The sequence below is a fragment of the Halobellus inordinatus genome, assembly GCF_024498335.1.
Classification (GTDB): Archaea; Halobacteriota; Halobacteria; order Halobacteriales; family Haloferacaceae; genus Haloquadratum; species Haloquadratum inordinatus.
Map to the genome: position 1 here is coordinate 34,613 of NZ_CP101826.1, position 17,829 is coordinate 52,441.

Here is a 17,829-nt window from a genome sequence, read left to right on the forward strand (position 1 = left end):
CATTTGAATGTTGCCCTGCGCACGGTGACACGGAAAATCCTGCTCTCGCGAGAACAGGTTCAGTACCCCACAACGCGTCACCTACCCACACGGACTGGAGCAGCAGTTTCATCCTGATCGGTGGTGATGAACGGTAGTTCTGACCAAAGGTCGAGCAGAGTCGTTGCTGTCGGCGGCAGTGACTGGTCTGCAGTAGGTTTTGACGCGTCGATGGCGGCGGGCTCTGTTACGGCCACAGCGTTGTTGTCAAACGACTCTGCCGTCACAACGAGAGTGAGCAGACCCGTCGTGTCCCACCTTTCGTCGAGGTCGGAGCCAGATTCATTGTATGTGGAAGCTCCAAAACAGAGCTCGTGCCAAGCACTCTGTTCGACGTGTGGTACGTATCAAACTCAAATAGATGAGCTAAGCTGAATAGCTTAGCTTACCTGCGCATCAACCGGCCTCATTAACGATTGCTCCACCTATTCTGTCCTCAATCTAAGTCAGAAGCAGAGATCGACGATTGGTACCCCACCAAACTAGTGCCGCTTCAAGCGTGATTTGCTGGATATAGCTGACGGAGTTTGATTCTGGCGTCGGCAGTAGTAAACTGCCAGTTGATGGTCGATTCGTCCTCGTTGCGAGTACGTTCCCACGCGGCGACCTCCGCACGGAGGGTCGCCGCGTCAGGAATACGTCGATCAAGACACTCGGTGGCAAGTGCGCTGAACTCTATTTCTGCTATGTTGAGCCAACTTCCGTGCTTGGGTGTGAAGTGGAACTCCAACTTTTTGAGGAGGCGATGTGCTTCCTCTGGTGGGAGAAACTCGTAGAATGCGTAGGCTTTGTGGGCGCTGAGATTATCGAGCACCACCCGGATGCAGTCGGCATCCGGGTAGTGCTCATCGACGAGCGTCTGCATTTGCTGGACGAACTCACGTTTCCGACGGCGTTTCGTTACCTCGACGTGTCGCCACCCAGTGAGTGGTTCGCTCATTATGAAGAGATTCCGCGTTCCGTTGCGTTTGTACGTGTAATCGTACCGAGCGACCGCTCCCGGGCGGGCCGGGAGCGGGTCGCGGACGTGCTTGTGTAACTCCTTGTTGCTCTCGTCGAAGCAGATGACAGGACGCGCTGGGTCGTACGGTTCGTGGTAGAGATCCAGAACGTCCTCCATTCGGTGGACGAAAGCGGCGTTGTGTTCGGGTTTGATCACCCACGCTTCTGATCGATGAGGGTGCAACCGTGTTTTTTTAGCACCTGTCGCACGGTTTCGTGAGAGATCGACTCAACGTCGATCTCGTTGAGAGCAACGAGCTGGTCGGCGAGGAGATGGAGCGACCAGCGAGAATGTCCTTCCGGCGGTTCGCTGCACGCTAATGCGATGAGGTGGGCTTCAGCTCGTCCATCGAGTTTGCGCTCGTAGACGCGGTCGGCCTCGCGGCGATTAATCGCCGCAAGGCCGTCCTCAGCGTACCGTTTGCGGATGCGACCGACCGTTCCGGGATGACAGCCGACGGCTTGACCGACCTGCTCGTCGGTCAAGCCGTCATCCGCATGCAAGAGACAGCGTACACGCGTGAGAACACGCGTTTTGTACATTCCTGCGGAGAGCATCGCTTCGAGTTCGGCGCGTTCGTCAGCGGACAGATCGACAACGTACTTCTGGGTTCGCGGCATAATGGACTTCAGAACACGTCTGAATACAGTATAGAGGTGCTCTGAGTAGATAAATCTAGCAGTTCAAGCTTGAAGCGGCACTAGCTGCGAAATCGAAGTTGCACAATAAGAAGCGACAACACAAGCAGGAGACAGCCAAGGCCAGCAAATCCACCTGTCTGTACAGTGATCCCACCCCGAAGCGGTAAGAAGAGAAGTACACCACCAATGAGAGCCAGTCCGATACTCAGAATAGACGAAAGCAATTGACGGACCAATCGCGAAACCTGTGTGGGTACCCAGCTCTCGATCGAGATACGCCCACCAACTCCCAGCACGCCACTCCCAAGCAGAGCCATCCCGACACCGAGGTACAGTCCTTGGAAGGCCCCACTATCCAAGACGAAAGTCCCGAGAGCCAGATACCCACCACCGACGACGAGGGCGAGGACGCCAGCAACGCGGGTGAGGACAGCCAGTGATCGTAGGGGCTCGATGGCCTCAACACGTGCCCCATCATCACCATCCAACTCCCGCGTCGTATATGACCAGTGATCACCCACAACAACAGCGAACACGAAGAGGCCGAGTGCAAGCGCCGCCACTTCGCGTGAGTCGGTGGGATCAATCACGTCAAGCGTTTCGTGGAACCAGAAGACGTTCGCAAACACCGAGGAATGAAATCCATACAGCTCTGTCGCGAACACCGGCGTCACCCAATGCACATCGGGCACCATCGCCCAGAGCCCGCCAAACAGGACTGACGTCCGTGCATATCGTGAGGGCGGCAATAAATAGAGGGCAACGACGGCCGTGAGCGCGCCCCCAACAGCAAAATGCGTGATGGCCATCGACATACCCACCACCACACAATGCCTGGGGAAAAAGACTGCTTGTCGGGAATTGTGTCTCACGTTCGCTGTACTATCTTCCAAGAACGAGGACAGTCGATGCCCAGGGTCTCATAGAAGGCCTCACACCTGGGATCACTCAAGACAGGCGAGCCACACACTAGTTAAGCTCAATACCTACTCAATTCTTGTCAGAACCTCCCTGCAAGATATAGAGGAGACAGTTAGTATAGCACATAAAGCAATAACACGCTGTTAGACATACTCTAGTTATGGGACTATTCAGTTCAGATGGCGACAAACGTGACACTACGACTAAAAAGAATTGGCATAAGAGCCCGACAGTATTTCACAAAGGCGGACACAAGCTCCACGTCACTGGGAGAAGTCATATTTTGGCTGTTGAAACGCCTGACGGGGAGTTGGTGTTATTTGATGAGTGGGAGGAAGTGCTACCAAAGATACGGCAAATCATCCACTACGGTAGGGACAATTTCAGGACGTTGGAAGAGCAGGCTGACCGTCGTCTGAGCGGCCTGCCGTCGTGCTATTTACAGGCAGATGGGTCTCAATACAGTACAGGCGAATTTACATCGAACATAGCAGTAATAGAGATGAAAAATGATGAAATAAAGCTTGAGCCAACGGATACAGCCGCGAAAAAGCTGTTAGGTGCTATTGAGGGCGTCACAATTACGGAACGGGTGATTGGTGACTACAGCAGTATTTAATAGGCTGACAGAATTGGCGAAAAACAGATTCGCGCCTTGTACTTCTCACGGTTACTAGAACATATGTCGGAACTGGTAGAAGAACCGGCGGTCGGTGTGCATACAGGTTCTCAAGGCTGATTCAGTTATGAGACTGCGAAATATACACCGGAACAAGAGTTCTATGACATCCTAGGGACCCCAAATACACTGGGAGAACACCCACCGAGTCCGAGACGACGAGTCGGTATCGACCTTGGTGAGCCGATCTCTCCAGACTCGAAAACAGCGCAGTGTTACGTACCCACACAATCTGGCCACGAACAGTACGCGACCGCCGAGTTTGTAAGAATCACCGTGTCGGCTGCACTCCGGTAAGCACTTCGAGGTTAGCGCGCCTCGCGATAGTCATAGCCACAAATCGGGAAGGGAGGGAGAGGGTTGCGGGTTCGGGGTAGGGAGGGGGCACCGAAATCCCGCACTTGTTTTTTAGACATCATTAATTGAATATGTAACGATGCTCTTCGGAAGCGATGAACTGCCTAGCGATCGTTCTAGACATCCTCCGTACGGCTAAAGCCGGTGGAGTTTCGCCTCGCTACTGCCGTAAATCAGCTAATCAGAACAATACCCGCCTAGGCCAAAGACTGTTTGTCGGGGATCACACCCCAATTCCGCTGTACTGTCCGGCAAGAACGAAGCCACAAATCCAAACACTCTATTTTGGTCCGCTTGAGTTGACAGCGTAATGTACGATTTTGCGGTTGTCGGCGTCGGGCCAGCTGGTGCGCGCTTTGCCCGACGTGCGGCAGCAGCGGGCTATGACGTCGTCGCCTTCGAGCAGGGGACCGTTGGGACACCGCTTGCCTGTTCAGGCCACGTCAGCACCGACATTTGGGCGTACGTCCCCGACGACGCGAAACAAGATCTCCTCCAAAATCACATCTACGGCGCACACTTTCACGTCGGCGGCCCCGACTCTTCGTCGTATCCGTTCTACAAGCGCGAGGAGATCTCGAACGTCATCGATCGCGTCGAACTCGATCGGACGCTTGCGGACTGCGCCCGCGAGGCGGGTGCAGATGTTCGCGAACAGCATACTGTCGTTGACGTCAACGAGCACAACGACGCCGTTGAACTCACCGTCTCGAATGCCAACGGTACCGAGACAGTGCAAGCAAAGATGGTCGCCGGCTGCGATGGCCCAACCTCGCGCGTCCGGCGGCAGGCTGGGCTCCCAGAACCGGGCGAGTTACTGCACGGCGTGCTCGCGTTCGATCCCGATCCCGATGATGGCGACTTCGTCGACGTCCACCTCACCGCACCCCGATTCTTCGCTTGGCGCATCCCGCGCGGCGACGCGGGCGTTGAGTATGGGCTTGCTGCACCACCAGGCGAATCGGTGACCGACCGCTTCGAGCGCCTGACCGACGCCTACGACGTCGAGACCGAACACTTCTGCTCGGGTGCGATTCCGATCGGCCCGCCCGATCGAGTACACAGCCGGCGCGTCTTTTTGATCGGAGACGCCGCCGCACAGACCAAGCCGTTCACTGGTGGGGGGATTCTCTACGGGATGACCGCAGCCGACTGCGCTTCTGCGACGATTTCGCCAGAGGATCCGGCGACGCTCCGGGATTATGAGTCCGCGTGGCGCTCGGAACTCTCTCGAGAAATCGCACTTGGTCACTGGCTTCGCCGGGCGTACTCGCTGCCGGAACCGATACAGCGACTCGGGCTCCGTGCGCTCTCTGGTGAGATCGGCGTCCATATGGATCGTCCGACGTCGTTTTTCTCGCGCGAAAACCTCGCGAAGCTTCTGCCTAGGCGCCCATAATCCACAATACTGACGACAGGACGTCCGACGCCACCGTCCCTGACTACTCGCCCGTGGGCTCAGATGCAGACGCTCCGTTATCACCCGAGTCTCCACCGGCGCCACCGCGCTGGCCGAGTTCCTGGTCAACCATCAAGAGCCCGGGACCATCGTCACCGACGTGCTTGAGTTTGTCCAGAACGGCCTGTGCTGTCGCCTCCTCCTCAACCTGCTCTGCGACGAACCACTGGAGCATATTCTCGGTCGCGTTGTCGTTCTCTTCACGGGCGAGTGCGACGAGGTCGTCGATCATCTCGGTTATTTCGAGCTCGTGTTCGTAGGCTGCCTCGAAGGCGTCAGACGGACCGGACCACTCTTGTGGCGGGCTGTCAATGGAATCCAGAGTAACCCGTCCATCGCGCTCGATGACGAAGTCATAGATTCGCATCGCGTGCGCCCTCTCCTCGTCGGCCTGGGCCCGCATCCACGACGCGAACCCGGGCAGGCCTTCATCCTCATAGTAGGCCGCTATCGAGAGGTACAAGTGCTCTGAGTAGAGTTCGGCGTTGATCTGTTCGTTCAATGCCTCCTCAAGCGAATCTGTGAGCATTACCCCAAATGTACGCTCGTCTATGGTATCATTGTTGGGGGCCATCGAAGCCCAGGCGTATCCGAAGTCCACGATTGGGAGGTGATTGGTATGTTCAGCAGTTTCGAGGCGGAGCCTCCGGCCTCAAGGAGCGAGGGTTCCCGACAGGCAGTCGGAAGCACGACGCGAGTAGGCCGGAGAGGAAGCCGACACGGTAGGAAACAAGTAACGTGGCTGATGCTGACAGCGAGTCCCACATCAAAGCCCCACCCTCAACGAGCGAACCCGTCAGAGTGAGCGAAGTAGAGTGGGGTCGGTTACTACCGGAGCTACTGACCACACGCTCTGTGTCTTGCACGTCTTTTCTATCAGTCGCTGAGGGTCTCAACAGAGCAGATGAGACCAATTCCAACACATACCTAGAAAGGAGTTCAACTCTTTTGAATAATGGTTGGCCCTTCGATTTCGATATCGGCTGCTAACTCACGGATAGCCGCATCAAATTGCTCTTGATCCTGATCGTAGAGCGCCTGCTTTTGCACAGCAGCCACACCTAGGGGCGTTATTTGATACAGTCCCGAGCTTTCGTGTGGTCCAATTTTATCAATGAGATCATAATCAGCAAGCACAGGGAGTCGGGTGTTGATATAACTTCGATTTTTGTCGATTCGCTTTGCGATATTCGATCCCGTGTCCCGTTTCCCGTCTGATAACAGGTCTAGGATCAGGAAATCCGTAGGTTGGGTAAGTCGAATAGGCATTCTTCTGTAGCTACTATCTACTATTAGTATATTTTATTTGTGGATCTAGTGGGAGTGTCATAGAATCCGTGTCAGGACGATGATCTCAGAGATGAATAGACGAATCAAAATCCGCTAATGACGGTGGCACTAATTAACTAATCGTCCGAATTGAGCAGCAGCAATGCTTCGATCTATAGAAATGAGCGGCTTTTGATAACCACACACTTTTGTGCCGGAGAGTGTACACGAAAACTGTATGTCACGATCGAAACTCATCGCAAGTATCGCTATCGTCGCCATCGTTGCTATCGCCCTCCGGCGTCGGACGGAGAGTGACCCAGAAGCCGACAGCTAGATTCTGTATCTTGAACGGATCCAGTAGGTGTCGAAGTCTTCCTCTAACTCGCACAGATCTAGGGCTTACTCCCCCACCCCTCGTTCAGAGTGAAAACTACTCTCAAAAGAGTACTAGAGAGTTTTCACACACCCCCCGTTCAGACTGATAATATTGCGATAGAGGCGCTAGAACAACATTTTATTTCATTTGCAGACACAAACACATACTCAATAGATCTTCTTTCGAGTACTAGATGACGGCTCCACTGATGCTGCTGGGAGGGTAACAACCGTTTTCACTCTGAACGAGGGGTGGGGGTGTCCAAAATATTCCTCCGAGAGAATTTTACAGAGGAAACAAGGCGAGTGCCTCGGGGTCGCCCCGAGCCAATTTACAGTGATCGATATGCAGGCAAGATCTCACGGCTGATCCGGCTGTGAGATCGTGAAACAAACACCGTGACAAGGGTTCTATAACACACCAGACCTATACAGTCATCCACTATCTTACGAGTATGAGGGTCCTCGTCTGTAACGACCTTCACCTCAAACCCGCAGCGAGTGACTACGACATCGACGCAATGGAGATCCCAGATGACATCGACGCCGTATTCATCGCCGGTGACCTCACACATCGAGACGGAGCCGATGACATCGCACTCGCACGCTGGTTCATCGATCAATTCGATATTGATGTCTTGTACGTACCCGGGAACCACGACCCCGATCCAATGCCTGTACGCGTTGCCGAGGGATTTGAGCACGTGACCAACGGTCACAATGTGACCCGTGAGTATGAGTCGTGTTCAGTCGTCGGCTGGGGATGTGAGTCTCGATCGCTTGATGATGCGCTTGATCAAGCAGCGTTTCCTACGCTTGACCCTCGGACCGCTCCACGTGGGGAGCGACGGTATCGGGCGGATCAAACCGCGAATGCCATCGAAAACGCACTCCATCGTCTCATCACCGATCAAGTGAGCACATCTGCTGCCGCTGATGAACTCGGTATCGCCGACGAGAACATTCCGAGGTTCCGTCAGAGCGTTCACCGCATTCAGGAGACGTATGACCACCTTTCCGACCTCGTTGGCAACAGGTCGAACGTTGTCATCGTCTCTCATCTCTCCCCATTCAACACGTCTTTCGATCGACACCACTCGACAGGAACGCGTGAAGAGGACCGTGAGGCGTTTCACACCGGCTCTATCGCCCTAAATCTCATCACAAAGACGCACGACGTCTACGCAACAGTAAGTGGACACTCTCACGCCTTTGGGTACGAGACCGGAGATAGCGAGACAGGTGCCCCTCATCTACTTAACCTCGGCTACCGTGGACTCGGTATCGTTGATATCTGCCCCACTACCAACGAGTTCAGCTTCGTTGAGGTGAACACGAGCTGATCCCGCTATCCCTGAGCATCAGGCGGATCACTAGAGAGTAAAATCTCATCACTCTGGTACTGCGAACTCGTTGTATTCTCCGAGGTGGTAGACTAGTTCTCCATCTTCTTCCATCTCGTGCAGAAGTTCGAAGATTGTATTGTAATCAAAGGCTATGTCGTGTTCTACTCTAAGTTCTTGGCAGACGATACCAGGTGTTACTGCTGCTACATCAGTTTCCACGATGATCTCAACACAGAGTTGTCTCAGTTTGTCTTCACTAGGACTCATTTGATCACTTGGTGAACCGCCTCGGGGTCAAGCCCCGAGACTTCCCGTGGGTTAGTCGGACACTCCCATTCGACCATCGGCCTGATAGCCTCGAACGGTCGGCTGGGTCACGGTCGGGGCGTCCACGGCCCCCGATGCCTGCCGTCGTCGTCCGAAAATCAAAGATTTTCGGGATCACGAGAGACTTCGTCTCTCGAACGACTCCACATCTCGCCTGACCACGTACACCTGTTCCTTCCCGCCCACCCGAAGCACGCACCGAGCGAGATCGTACGGACGGTCAAAAGCATCATAGCACGGGAGATGTGGGAACAGCACGAACCGTTCTTGGAGGAGTACCTGTGGGGTGGAGGATTTTGGGAAGAATCGTACTACGTTGGGACAGCAGGCGACGTTTCGACAGACACAGACTATACACTGACGGAACTTTTCGCTCAAATGCCGAGGCTATTTTTGATTGCCGAGTCGATTTTCACCATATCTGATGACGGGACAGATCCAATGTTCTTTTTTACACGTTCGTCGATGTCGACAACCCGGATTTGACTTAGATCTGCTACTGAATCGTGATCGAGAGCAGTATCCGAAGCCAGTACTTCTACTTCGAACGGGTACGTGTCTCCAGACGTGTATTGCTTTGTGAGTGGAGCGATGATGGTTGTCGGTGAGTACTGATTCCCAACATCGTTCTGGATGACAACGCAGGGGCGGCTCTTTCCTTGCTGCTCACTCCCTTTCGTGGGATTCAGTTCAACGATGACAATGTCGCCGCGGCGTACCTGCACAATTGACTCCAGAATTCACTCGCTCCAACCGGGCGCGTCACCGAGATACCCAGTTGCTTCTGAGGATGCTTCTTCCATTTCTTCAGCCAACTTACGAGACCGCTCGGCTCTCTTTCGATATCCTTCAGCAAGCCGTTCCTCATCTGTCGGCGGTTTGATTATGATCTCGCCATCCACTTCGATGAATTCTACTTCGTCACCACCTTCGATGCCACGACGGTCTCGCAGTTCCTTCGGAATCGTCACCTGACCCCGATCTCCGACTTTCCGTTTGTGTTCAGTCATACTCATTCATACTTTTTTCATACTGATATAGATGTCGGTGGCATAGTCATCCAATTCGCAAGCGGTTCCCACGGCCGATTCACTCTCAAAGACGTGAAATAAACACCGTGACAAGTCTTCTATGAGACCCTAACAATAACCACCCAAGATATGTCTGAACAACCGGATGCCAACAGCAACGGTTTCACTTTGAACGAACCCCCCACATCCTTATTACGAGTGAGTGTTAGGCCTAGGCTATATGACAAACGACGGGGGTGATACGGTTGGTGATCCACTCTTCGCTGATCAGGATCCCATTTTCACTCGCAAGGAACTACTGCATGTGGGGCACGTTCCTGAAGAGGACCGTATCGTGGGGCGCGACACAGAGATCGAATCGGTGGCCGAAGAAACGGGTGCAGTCGTCCGCGGTGATCCGCCGAACAATGTGATGATCTATGGGAAGACGGGAACTGGCAAGAGTCTTGTCTCCCGGCACGTCGCGACCCGGGCGAAGAATGCGGCCCAAGCAAACGGCGTTGACTGCGACGTCCTCTATATTGATTGCTCAGAGGCTGATACGGAAACTCGGGCGACGCGACAGATTGCAACGGTACTCAAACAACAAACGGCGTATGACCAACACATACCGCTTCGTGGCGTTGGGACGATGGAGTACTATCGACATATCTGGCAGATCCTCGACGCCCATCTTGATGCCGTCTTGGTCATCCTCGATGAGATCGACAAACTTGCGGACCCGAATATTCTGATGCAACTCTCCCGCGCTCGGGAAGCCCAGAAAACAGAGTGCTACATCGGGATCATCGGGATTAGTAACAAAATCCAATACAAAGAGCAGTTGGACGAACGAATCAACTCCAGCTTTGGTCATCGCGAGCTGTTTTTCCATCCCTATGATGCCGAACAGCTCCAGGAGATTATGCGGAACCGTACGGATGCATTCCAACCCGGCGTGCTTGGGTCCGGAACCATCGAACTCTGTGCTGCGCTTGCGGCTAAAAAGCACGGTGACGCACGGAAGGCGATTGATATCCTGAAAGAAGCAGGGGAACTCGCTCGGCGGAACGGCGACACGAAGATCACAGATCAACACATCAAGCAAGCCCAAAATGTCGCCGAAATCAACCGCGTTGAAGAGTTAACGAGTGGGGGGACGATCCACGCCAAACTTGCGCTGTATTCGTTAGCCAGCCAGGTTCTCACTCACTCCCAGGAGACATTCTCGACGCGGGAGGTTTACGAGCGCTATACGCAGATGTGCGATATCGCCGGGTATGACCCGGTGACCGAAAACGGGCTCTACAAACAACTGAAGGAGCAGGCCTTCTTGGGCGTCATCGAATCCACAAAGACCGGCGGCGGCCGCTCACAGGGTAGTTACCTTCTCCACCGACTCGTGACGGACCCAAAGCATATCGTGAAAGCGGTCCGCCGCGATGCAAGTCTAGAGGTCCTTCCGTCTCTTGCTGATCTTGAAGAGTTGGCGGACGTAGAGGATCGGGACCTCCAGATGACTCTTGATCATTCAACCTAGAACAAGTCAGGTGAGTGGTTGAGCGAGGGATTTGTCGCTGAATACACTCTGAACGAGGGGTGGGGGAGAGTAGTTGAGAGAAGATCTGTTAGTCAATACACTCTGAATGAGGGGTGGGGTGAGTAGTTGGGGAAGGATCTGTTAGTCAATACACTCTGAACGAGGGGTGGGGAGAGTAGTTGAGCGAGGATCTGTTAGTCGATACACTCTGAATGAGGGGTGGGGTGAGTCGTTGGAGAAAGATCTGTTAGTCAATACACTCTGAACGAGGGGTGGGCTAAGAAATTGAGTGAGGATATGCTACGGTGACGGCACACCGACGACATACTGTCCGGTATATTTACCCTACCGAACGAACCTACGTGCAGAACGTGTCACGAAGACGACCCGGGGAGACACGCCGCTTCGGGGTCGGTCTCATCGTGATCCTCCTACTGGTCAGTTCTCTCGGCGCCGGCGTGGTAGTCGCGGCCGGCGATACGGCCAACGCGAGCAGTAGTGCCAACACCACCGAAAACACGACCGCAGAACCACTTGATATCGACACAAAGCGGGTCAACATCTACTTACGAAGCTCTCGCACCGTGGTCGGTCCCGAGGAGTACGCGGTATTTCAGTACAGCGCGACGAATTATGTCACGAATTCCGAGCCGCTGACGGTGCAGTTGATCCTCGAAGCACCGAGCGGTGTCGCCGTCTCAGGCGCCCGAAACGTGGACGCAGGATCGAGTCAGTTCACCCGGACGGTACATCTTGACCCCGGCGAGACAGAAGGCACGACGATCTTCATCCGTCCCAACAGCCCAGGCGAGTACGCCGTCACCGGGGAGGCAGTCTACTACTTCGGTGACGACAAAGCCGGTGGACAGGGTCGTGCAATTGATCTCTCGATCACACAGCAGCCGCCGCCCCCCACAGTATCCGAACGCATCGAACGCGTCGTCACCGGACTTGGTCGTGGATTGCTCTCGTCCGCACCGTGGATTCTCGCAGCCGGAATCGCCGTCATCGGCGGGCTATTTGCCAGTCGTTACTATACTCGCCTGGGTGAGCAGTATCGAAATCCCAACCGAGTTGTCTGGCTTCGAACGCGGCAGCTCTATCTCAAGCTCAAGTACGTCTGGACCGTGTGCTGGGGGAAGTACCTCTACACCGCCGTGAGCGTCAAACAACGGATCCAGCGCGCCCCAGAAGGTCTCGTCGGACTGCTCTTTCCGCTCCCCTATGGGTGGATCTCGACAGCGCTTTCGGCGTACTTACTCGGCGTGATTCTCTCGCCAGTCCTCGGTCCACAGAACGCCGGAGAACTCTTTGTCGTGCTCTGGATCGTGGGGCTGATCGCACCGGTGGCAGCGCTGTTGCTGGATGTGTTCCACCACTACGTGCTCTGGTATTTGATCTTCACCTTCGGCGGCCTCTTGGTGCTTCTCGCCGCACTCTTAGGCGACGTTCGTCTCTACTGGATCCTGGATGTTCCGCTGCCGTCTCTTCCTATTCTGAACTGACTACAGAAAAGACCCCCTCAATTGTGAAGGCATAACACACTTCCGAGAGGAGTTCGAGACGCTAGGGGCGATGGACGAGTATTTCGAGGCGTTAGCGAATATTCATCGCCGCCGAGTTGTCGTCACCTTACTCGAACACAATCCACAGCGAGATACCGTCGCTGTTCCAGAAGATGTTCACGAGGGAGAGCGCGCGTTAGAGGCTCTTCAGGCTGAAATCTATCACTTGCATCTTCCTCGATTAGAAGAGGCGGGACTCATCCGCTGGAACCAGGAAACACAAAATCGTGAAGGGACCCAAATACGGCGAACTCCGACTCCTGCTTGAGTTGCTGCGAGAGCACGCCGATGAACTCCCCGACGACTTGCTGTGAACTACTAAGGACTCTTCAGCAGTGACTCGAATAAAAACCATCTAGAAACCAGTATCCCGACAGAACTAACAGAGCAGTATCAAAAGATATTCCATTCTCGCGCTCCTCTCTCCAAGCGCAGTCCGTCAGAGGCACATTCGGCCCCCTTCCAACTCCCCTTCCCGTCGACAACAGTAGCGTGGGAAACGTCTGCGTCCTCATCTCTATCGAACGAGTAGCCGATTGAGATCACTCTGAAAGGTCGCGAAACTGGACCGAGCGCGCGACAAGGTACATTCCGAGAAATAACAACACAAGCCCGGGGATCTGTGCAGCGTATCCGGCCTGCAGGATGGCAACGACACCATCACCCAAGAGGACGACGTCGCCGTTTTCAACATACACTCCGTGTAGCCATCCGAGACCGTAGAGCGAGTTCGTAATCCAAAGTAGCAATCCACCTGCGAATAGCCCGGTTCGCTGTGGACTCGTTGCTCGCTTTCTTGCGACATACATCATCCCCAACCCGAACAGCCCACCTGACAGAGGACCGGCCAGTGTCTTCCCTAAGGAAGAGAGATCCCCAGTACACGTCCAGATAAAGCCGTGTTGGTGGGACAGTAGTGACCCAGAGTCACAGACTGGGAGCACTCCCGTTGACGCATAATACCACCCAATATGTGCCAGTTCGTGGATGGCAATGCCAACGACAAGTGTACTGATGAGGCTCAGTGCGATCACACTGAGCGGTCGACTAATATATCGAAGTGGAATCGCCACTAGCCGTGCTCGACAGAGGTGACAGCACGTCGCCGATTTGCCTCTCCAACACCCTTTGTGCCAAGCCGGCCAATGGAGTCGCCCTTCTGGCCCCCGTTCTGGACCAATTGAGTCACCCATACGATGTGACCGTCCGAATCGGGGTCGAGACCCCGTGGAAGACACTGTGGTTGATGCCGCTGTTCGGAGGCAGGCTCCAATGGCGAGCGATAGCGCACCCGTTCGTCCGCGGGCTCACGCACACGGGAGCAGCCAGACCCATACCAGCATACTCCACCCTACAGACGTATGGTAATGATGCGCATATCCTTAGAGAGGTTTAGTGTGAACCTCTCTAATCGCCTTTTGGAGGTGGTTAACGGCACACATTCACGTCGCAGGTCCCCCACTCGCAGCAGAGTAACGAGTTATAAGAGACGGTAGGTATCATTGGAACCCGATGAGGCGCAGGCAGGTAATCCAGTCACTTGGGGCAGCAGGGATGATGACAGGACTGTCCGGTTGTCTCGCTACCGCGGCCGAGGCGTCGTTCACATACCAACCGTCGAATCCCGTGGCTGGCGAACCGATTGTGTTTGATGCGTCGGGCTCAACTGCGGAAGCGTATCGATGGGAGTTCGAAGACGCGGCGGGCGACGAGGTCTACCGGGACGGCGAGAAAGTCACGATTCGGACAGACGGCCCCGGCGCATTCACGGCAACGCTCCGAGTCGCAACCGCATTTGTGGCGAATTCAGATGCCTGCGCCGAATTGGGCAGTGGTCCTGGTTGTTCGGTCGACGAGAGCGTACAGCGGGTCTACGTACAGTCCAAGGCGTCCAGCGAGTCGACTCAGGATCGACTTCAGGTTGACACCGAGCAGGTGAACATCCTCCTCAAAGGGAGTGAGACGGGGATTTCGGTGGATGAGTCCGCATCCCTGCAATTCAGCGCTGCGAACCTTGTCGGGAACAGAGACCTCACGATTCAGTTGATCATTGAAACTCCAACCGGGGTGTCCGTGACTGGAGGTGCGTTCATTGAGAGCGGCCAGGGACAGTATACGTCCACGTTTGTCCTTGATCCAGGGGAGTCCAAAGGGCTCCGCATCCAAATCGAGCCGAACGAACCTGGAAAGCATACGATCACTGGCTATGCGGTCTACTACTTCGGAGACGATACAGAAAACAGAGAGTCACGAAGCGTCCAAATCCCGATCACGGTGACGTCGTAACGACAACGTACCATCCGAGATATTTACACGACCGAACGAACCTACTGCAGAACGTGTCAGGACCCAGATCCTAGGGGAACAGCAAGTACTACTGCTCGTCGGGAGTCGTCGCGGTCGTGTTTCTGACGTACTCATCAGCATCGTCGAAGACCGATGTCCACTCTCGCCCATCGGGCTCAGCATCGCTTCCACCCGCTGTGTCGCCAGACTGTTCGTCGATCAGCTCTTGGAACCGATGAGCGGCACTTGCAATCTCATCAAGTTGTGCGCTTGCCGCATCAAGTTGTTCGACAACGTCGGTGACCTCTCCCTGTAGTTCCTCAGTGGCCACGTTCTCGTCAGCCGCGAGCAGTTCGGTGATGACTGTCAGCATCGCTTCGAGGTCACCAACTGTGCTGTCCACGTCGAGGAGACGGCGGTGAAGTTCCGTGACCGTCTGGACAGTCACGCGTGGATCGGTGCGCTCGTTGACCGCCGGGACAGCATCATCGTCATCCGATGACGGCTCCTCATCTTCGACGGAATCCACATCGGAGTGCTCGTTCTCTGTGCTGTTTTTCGGATCGCGGTTGGGTTCCTGCGTTGGGTCGTACATTTCAGTCACTCTCCGCTGTAATTTCGTCGATGGCTTCGCGAACCGTACGGACGGGCATTCCGGTATCGTCGGCGATCTCGCGGGCGGTCCCGCGTTCGAGATCTTCGACGAATCGGTTGTTGTGCAGCGCCCAGTGACGAACTGCCTCGGTTGGTTTGAACGTGTATCTGACCGTTCGTCCGTCGCGGAACCGACCGATGAGACCACGCTCGACGAGTTCGTTCAACTGCGTCGACATCCATGGGCGGTGTTTTGCCGACTGGAACTCGTCGATGATCTCGGGGAATTCGTGTTGTATGAGGTCGACGACTTCCTCGGCAGTACGAGGACTCCCCATCTCCTGCAGTGCGTCCGCAAGGCGACGCTGAGCGTCTGGCAGCTCAGCTGCTTTCTCCGCCGCCTGCGACTCTTGATTGACAGTCGGGAGATAGCCGAGGTCGCTGAGCGTCTCTCGGAGTAACTCGGGATTATTCTCCGCGAGATCTTGGAGACCCTCAGCAGTCTCGGCGTCTAACTGCTGAAGCGCCGCTGCGAGCTTCTCGCTTTTTTTAGTCATCGCTCACCACTGCTTTCCGCGGGTTCTGGAACTTCGGTCCGAAGAGAGCCAGTTCGTGTCGATACTGCTCGCCCCGCCAGGAGACCGAATTGCTGCGGGCCGTCGGCGAGTGGCGTTCCGAAGGCGAGGGGTTGCTGCCGTGGTCCTTGTAGGCGTGGATCCCTTGGAAGAACTCGAAGTCACTCGTCCCAAAGGCCTCAGCAAAGGTGTCTCTGATCTGCGCAGCACTCTGTCTGTCGGCGTCACTCGGTCGGGTTGAACCGCCCGGGTGCGTGTGGAACCGGACTAACAGTTTGGGGGCCTTGCCGTCGGGATAGAGCGCCGCAACTTTGTTGGCCATCTTCCGGCCGTAAGAGACGACACTCCGACGCGTCGCCGACTTGTAGTACGACGGATTGTCGAGTCGGAACAAATCCGTGGGCATAGTATAGGAGTTGCCTGCGAGGACGTACACTGTTTCGACGCGGTTGTGTGCCCCGTTGAGACCGCGTGCCTCGACCTTCTGCATAAAGTCGCGGCTATCGGGGAACACGAACGTCCCACGGTCGTACGAACTGGACCCGGGCGATGGTCCTGTCGTGGGCTCGTCGGGTACCGCCGGCTGCGACGGCTGGGACGGCGACTGTGTGTCCGTTGATGCCGTCCCCTCACTTGAGTCCAAATCGAGGGAGATGGTGTGTGTCCGAAACCATCCACTACTGGAGCTGCTGTCGTTGCTACTCGAGCTCCTGAAGCCGGTGTGTCCCGTTACTTCGATGTCCCATTCGCTATCGGCACCGTTTCGCTGGACGTCGTCCTTGTCGTCGTCTTCGTCGTCTGAGCCGCCAAAAATGTTGTCGAACATTGTGTTTTACGGTTGGTTGGATTGTAGTCGCTGCGTTTCGTATCCCCGCCGGCGAGACCCGCTGTCACTCCCCCAAGAGCGCGTCGATAGTTGCCCTGGATGGCTGGGGCGAGAGACGGTCGATGCTTACTTGCCGAGGTTGATCCCGAGCTTGGGGGCGATATACATCATCCCCACGATGGCGAGTGCGGCGAGGAAGAACAGCAGAATCTCCGAATCGAGATTCGAGAGACCCGACAGGATGCTGCTACCATCGCTTCCGCCGCCGGTACCACCAGCGGCCGTCTCCGTGGCCGGTTCGGTGACATCGAAGTAGAACCGCTGGCTGTCGAGGTTCTGGCTCATCTCGGGGTGTCCCTGAGGCCAGTATTCGATTTCGGCGTCGACACGGGCTTCGCCGGTGTTTCGGCTGTAGACGTTTGCAGCGATGTCTTCAGTGTCAGAGCCGTCCGGCGTGATCGTGAACTCGGTAGAGACCATCCCGGCCGCGGTCGAGCCCCAGTCACTCCCGCCACTGATGCTCATCCCGGATTGGACCATCAGTCGCACCTCGACCACGACAGGACACTCTGCCTGATTGTCGAGGTCGAAACCACCCTCGATGCGGCCGGGCTGTCCGGCCTCGATCTGTTGGACAGGCGCGTAGAGCCGGGCAGCGTCCATCTGCGGAAGGCTCGGGTCCTCACAGGCGGCTGCGGTCGTGGTGTCCGATGCAGTCGGCGTTGGCGTCGACGTCGCGGTAGCGGTGGTGTTCGTCTCTTGTGCGCTCGCAACTCCGGCGGCTAGTGGGAACCCGATCGTGCTCCCCACGAGCACGAGCGAGAGCACCAGCACAGTGACCGTACGGAATTTCGTGTTCATTGGCTACACTCAAACCTGTTATTTACCAGTTACTTATATTTACTGGTATCCTTTACTAGTAATGGATACGAGTTAGGGTTGTCGGAGACATAACAGAGACCAACCCGTCCGCCCGTTCCCGTCGAAAGAGACAGACTGCGTCTGGAAGACGAG

The 17,829-nt window shown here is 55.5% G+C and carries 19 protein-coding genes and 2 pseudogenes; 8 read left to right on the top strand and 13 right to left on the bottom strand.

The features are described from left to right. Positions 1-532 precede the first annotated feature (532 nt). The 3 genes from NO362_RS13475 to NO362_RS13485 all read right to left on the bottom strand — a co-directional run bounded on the left by NO362_RS13475 (position 533) and on the right by NO362_RS13485 (position 2,498). Positions 533-1,198: an IS630 family transposase gene (locus tag NO362_RS13475; protein WP_256546712.1), complete on the bottom strand. Its 666-nt coding sequence runs from the start codon at positions 1,196-1,198 to the stop codon at positions 533-535. Then, positions 1,195-1,662, bottom strand: coding sequence for a helix-turn-helix domain-containing protein (locus NO362_RS13480; protein WP_256546713.1), 468 nt, complete (start codon positions 1,660-1,662; stop codon positions 1,195-1,197). Before NO362_RS13480 ends, NO362_RS13475 begins: the two co-directional genes overlap by 4 nt. A gap of 80 nt (positions 1,663-1,742) precedes the next feature. Beyond that, positions 1,743-2,498, bottom strand: a complete 756-nt coding sequence (locus NO362_RS13485; protein ID WP_256546801.1) for a hypothetical protein — start codon at positions 2,496-2,498, stop codon at positions 1,743-1,745. Positions 2,499-2,764: 266 nt separating this feature from the next. Here NO362_RS13485 and NO362_RS13490 point away from each other — a divergent pair, with 266 nt between their 5' ends. After that, entirely contained in the window at positions 2,765-3,223 is a 459-nt protein-coding gene (locus tag NO362_RS13490; protein ID WP_256546802.1) for a hypothetical protein, read from the top strand. Between the two features lie 727 nt (positions 3,224-3,950). Next, a complete protein-coding gene (locus NO362_RS13495) occupies positions 3,951-5,039 on the top strand; it encodes a geranylgeranyl reductase family protein (protein ID WP_256546803.1) in 1,089 nt (362 codons plus the stop codon). Between the two features lie 43 nt (positions 5,040-5,082). Here NO362_RS13495 and NO362_RS13500 read toward each other — a convergent pair whose 3' ends face one another. Both NO362_RS13500 and NO362_RS13505 read right to left on the bottom strand, forming a co-directional pair. Next, positions 5,083-5,628, bottom strand: a complete 546-nt coding sequence (locus NO362_RS13500; protein ID WP_256546804.1) for a ferritin — start codon at positions 5,626-5,628, stop codon at positions 5,083-5,085. Positions 5,629-6,038: 410 nt separating this feature from the next. Continuing rightward, on the bottom strand, positions 6,039-6,368 hold the full coding sequence (locus NO362_RS13505; protein ID WP_256546805.1) for an ArsR family transcriptional regulator: 330 nt from the start codon (positions 6,366-6,368) through the stop codon (positions 6,039-6,041). 833 nt (positions 6,369-7,201) lie between these two features. Between NO362_RS13505 and NO362_RS13510 the strand changes: the two genes are divergently transcribed. Continuing rightward, positions 7,202-8,089: a metallophosphoesterase family protein gene (locus tag NO362_RS13510; protein WP_256546806.1), complete on the top strand. Its 888-nt coding sequence runs from the start codon at positions 7,202-7,204 to the stop codon at positions 8,087-8,089. A 48-nt stretch (positions 8,090-8,137) separates the two neighbouring features. Here NO362_RS13510 and NO362_RS13515 read toward each other — a convergent pair whose 3' ends face one another. Then, the gene (locus NO362_RS13515; RefSeq protein ID WP_256546807.1) at positions 8,138-8,359 is read right to left on the bottom strand and encodes a hypothetical protein; all 222 of its coding nucleotides are present in this window, start codon (positions 8,357-8,359) and stop codon (positions 8,138-8,140) included. 51 nt (positions 8,360-8,410) lie between these two features. After that, positions 8,411-8,506 (bottom strand): annotated as a pseudogene (locus NO362_RS14620) (radical SAM protein); the annotation flags it as partial. A 45-nt stretch (positions 8,507-8,551) separates the two neighbouring features. Between NO362_RS14620 and tnpA the strand changes: the two are divergent. Continuing rightward, positions 8,552-8,767 (top strand): annotated as a pseudogene (gene tnpA / locus NO362_RS13520) (IS200/IS605 family transposase); the annotation flags it as partial. 26 nt (positions 8,768-8,793) lie between these two features. Here the strand turns inward: tnpA and NO362_RS13525 are convergent. Together NO362_RS13525 and NO362_RS13530 are read right to left on the bottom strand one after the other, a co-directional pair. Beyond that, on the bottom strand, positions 8,794-9,144 hold the full coding sequence (locus NO362_RS13525; protein WP_256546808.1) for a type II toxin-antitoxin system PemK/MazF family toxin: 351 nt from the start codon (positions 9,142-9,144) through the stop codon (positions 8,794-8,796). A 15-nt stretch (positions 9,145-9,159) separates the two neighbouring features. Then, positions 9,160-9,429 (bottom strand): AbrB/MazE/SpoVT family DNA-binding domain-containing protein, encoded by a 270-nt coding sequence (locus NO362_RS13530; RefSeq protein ID WP_256546809.1) that lies wholly within the window; start codon positions 9,427-9,429, stop codon positions 9,160-9,162. Between the two features lie 241 nt (positions 9,430-9,670). Between NO362_RS13530 and NO362_RS13535 the strand changes: the two genes are divergently transcribed. From NO362_RS13535 to NO362_RS13550, 4 genes are all read left to right on the top strand, one after another. Next, a complete protein-coding gene (locus NO362_RS13535; protein ID WP_256546810.1) occupies positions 9,671-10,969 on the top strand; it encodes a Cdc6/Cdc18 family protein in 1,299 nt (432 codons plus the stop codon). Between the two features lie 371 nt (positions 10,970-11,340). Continuing rightward, positions 11,341-12,474 carry a hypothetical protein gene (locus tag NO362_RS13540; RefSeq protein ID WP_256546811.1) on the top strand — a complete coding sequence of 378 codons (1,134 nt, stop codon included), beginning with the start codon at positions 11,341-11,343 and terminating at the stop codon, positions 12,472-12,474. Positions 12,475-12,544: 70 nt separating this feature from the next. Then, entirely contained in the window at positions 12,545-12,802 is a 258-nt protein-coding gene (locus NO362_RS13545; RefSeq protein WP_256546812.1) for a DUF7344 domain-containing protein, read from the top strand. Positions 12,803-14,046: 1,244 nt separating this feature from the next. Beyond that, on the top strand, positions 14,047-14,820 hold the full coding sequence (locus tag NO362_RS13550) for a PKD domain-containing protein (RefSeq protein ID WP_256546813.1): 774 nt from the start codon (positions 14,047-14,049) through the stop codon (positions 14,818-14,820). Positions 14,821-14,908: 88 nt separating this feature from the next. Here NO362_RS13550 and NO362_RS13555 read toward each other — a convergent pair whose 3' ends face one another. From NO362_RS13555 to NO362_RS13570, 4 genes are all read right to left on the bottom strand, one after another. After that, positions 14,909-15,415 carry a hypothetical protein gene (locus NO362_RS13555; protein WP_256546814.1) on the bottom strand — a complete coding sequence of 169 codons (507 nt, stop codon included), beginning with the start codon at positions 15,413-15,415 and terminating at the stop codon, positions 14,909-14,911. 1 nt (position 15,416) lies between these two features. Further along, positions 15,417-15,971 carry a hypothetical protein gene (locus NO362_RS13560; protein ID WP_256546815.1) on the bottom strand — a complete coding sequence of 185 codons (555 nt, stop codon included), beginning with the start codon at positions 15,969-15,971 and terminating at the stop codon, positions 15,417-15,419. Next, entirely contained in the window at positions 15,964-16,503 is a 540-nt protein-coding gene (locus tag NO362_RS13565) for a Mov34/MPN/PAD-1 family protein (protein WP_256546816.1), read from the bottom strand. Before NO362_RS13565 ends, NO362_RS13560 begins: the two co-directional genes overlap by 8 nt. Before the next feature lie 438 nt (positions 16,504-16,941). Beyond that, entirely contained in the window at positions 16,942-17,676 is a 735-nt protein-coding gene (locus NO362_RS13570) for a hypothetical protein (RefSeq protein ID WP_256546817.1), read from the bottom strand. Between the last annotated feature and the right edge of the window lie 153 nt (positions 17,677-17,829).

What these genes read in the sequence shown, in the direction of transcription:
- NO362_RS13480 (WP_256546713.1), bottom strand. Translation starts at nt 1,662, where the DNA reads ATGCCGCGAACCCAGAAGTACGTTGTCGATCTGTCCGCTGACGAACGC.
- NO362_RS13485 (WP_256546801.1), bottom strand. Translation starts at nt 2,498, where the DNA reads ATGTCGATGGCCATCACGCATTTTGCTGTTGGGGGCGCGCTCACGGCC.
- NO362_RS13490 (WP_256546802.1), top strand. Translation starts at nt 2,765, where the DNA reads ATGGGACTATTCAGTTCAGATGGCGACAAACGTGACACTACGACTAAA.
- NO362_RS13495 (WP_256546803.1), top strand. Translation starts at nt 3,951, where the DNA reads ATGTACGATTTTGCGGTTGTCGGCGTCGGGCCAGCTGGTGCGCGCTTT.
- NO362_RS13500 (WP_256546804.1), bottom strand. Translation starts at nt 5,628, where the DNA reads ATGCTCACAGATTCGCTTGAGGAGGCATTGAACGAACAGATCAACGCC.
- NO362_RS13505 (WP_256546805.1), bottom strand. Translation starts at nt 6,368, where the DNA reads ATGCCTATTCGACTTACCCAACCTACGGATTTCCTGATCCTAGACCTG.
- NO362_RS13510 (WP_256546806.1), top strand. Translation starts at nt 7,202, where the DNA reads ATGAGGGTCCTCGTCTGTAACGACCTTCACCTCAAACCCGCAGCGAGT.
- NO362_RS13515 (WP_256546807.1), bottom strand. Translation starts at nt 8,359, where the DNA reads ATGAGTCCTAGTGAAGACAAACTGAGACAACTCTGTGTTGAGATCATC.
- NO362_RS13530 (WP_256546809.1), bottom strand. Translation starts at nt 9,429, where the DNA reads ATGACTGAACACAAACGGAAAGTCGGAGATCGGGGTCAGGTGACGATT.
- NO362_RS13535 (WP_256546810.1), top strand. Translation starts at nt 9,671, where the DNA reads ATGACAAACGACGGGGGTGATACGGTTGGTGATCCACTCTTCGCTGAT.
- NO362_RS13545 (WP_256546812.1), top strand. Translation starts at nt 12,545, where the DNA reads ATGGACGAGTATTTCGAGGCGTTAGCGAATATTCATCGCCGCCGAGTT.
- NO362_RS13550 (WP_256546813.1), top strand. Translation starts at nt 14,047, where the DNA reads ATGAGGCGCAGGCAGGTAATCCAGTCACTTGGGGCAGCAGGGATGATG.
- NO362_RS13555 (WP_256546814.1), bottom strand. Translation starts at nt 15,415, where the DNA reads ATGTACGACCCAACGCAGGAACCCAACCGCGATCCGAAAAACAGCACA.
- NO362_RS13560 (WP_256546815.1), bottom strand. Translation starts at nt 15,971, where the DNA reads ATGACTAAAAAAAGCGAGAAGCTCGCAGCGGCGCTTCAGCAGTTAGAC.
- NO362_RS13570 (WP_256546817.1), bottom strand. Translation starts at nt 17,676, where the DNA reads ATGAACACGAAATTCCGTACGGTCACTGTGCTGGTGCTCTCGCTCGTG.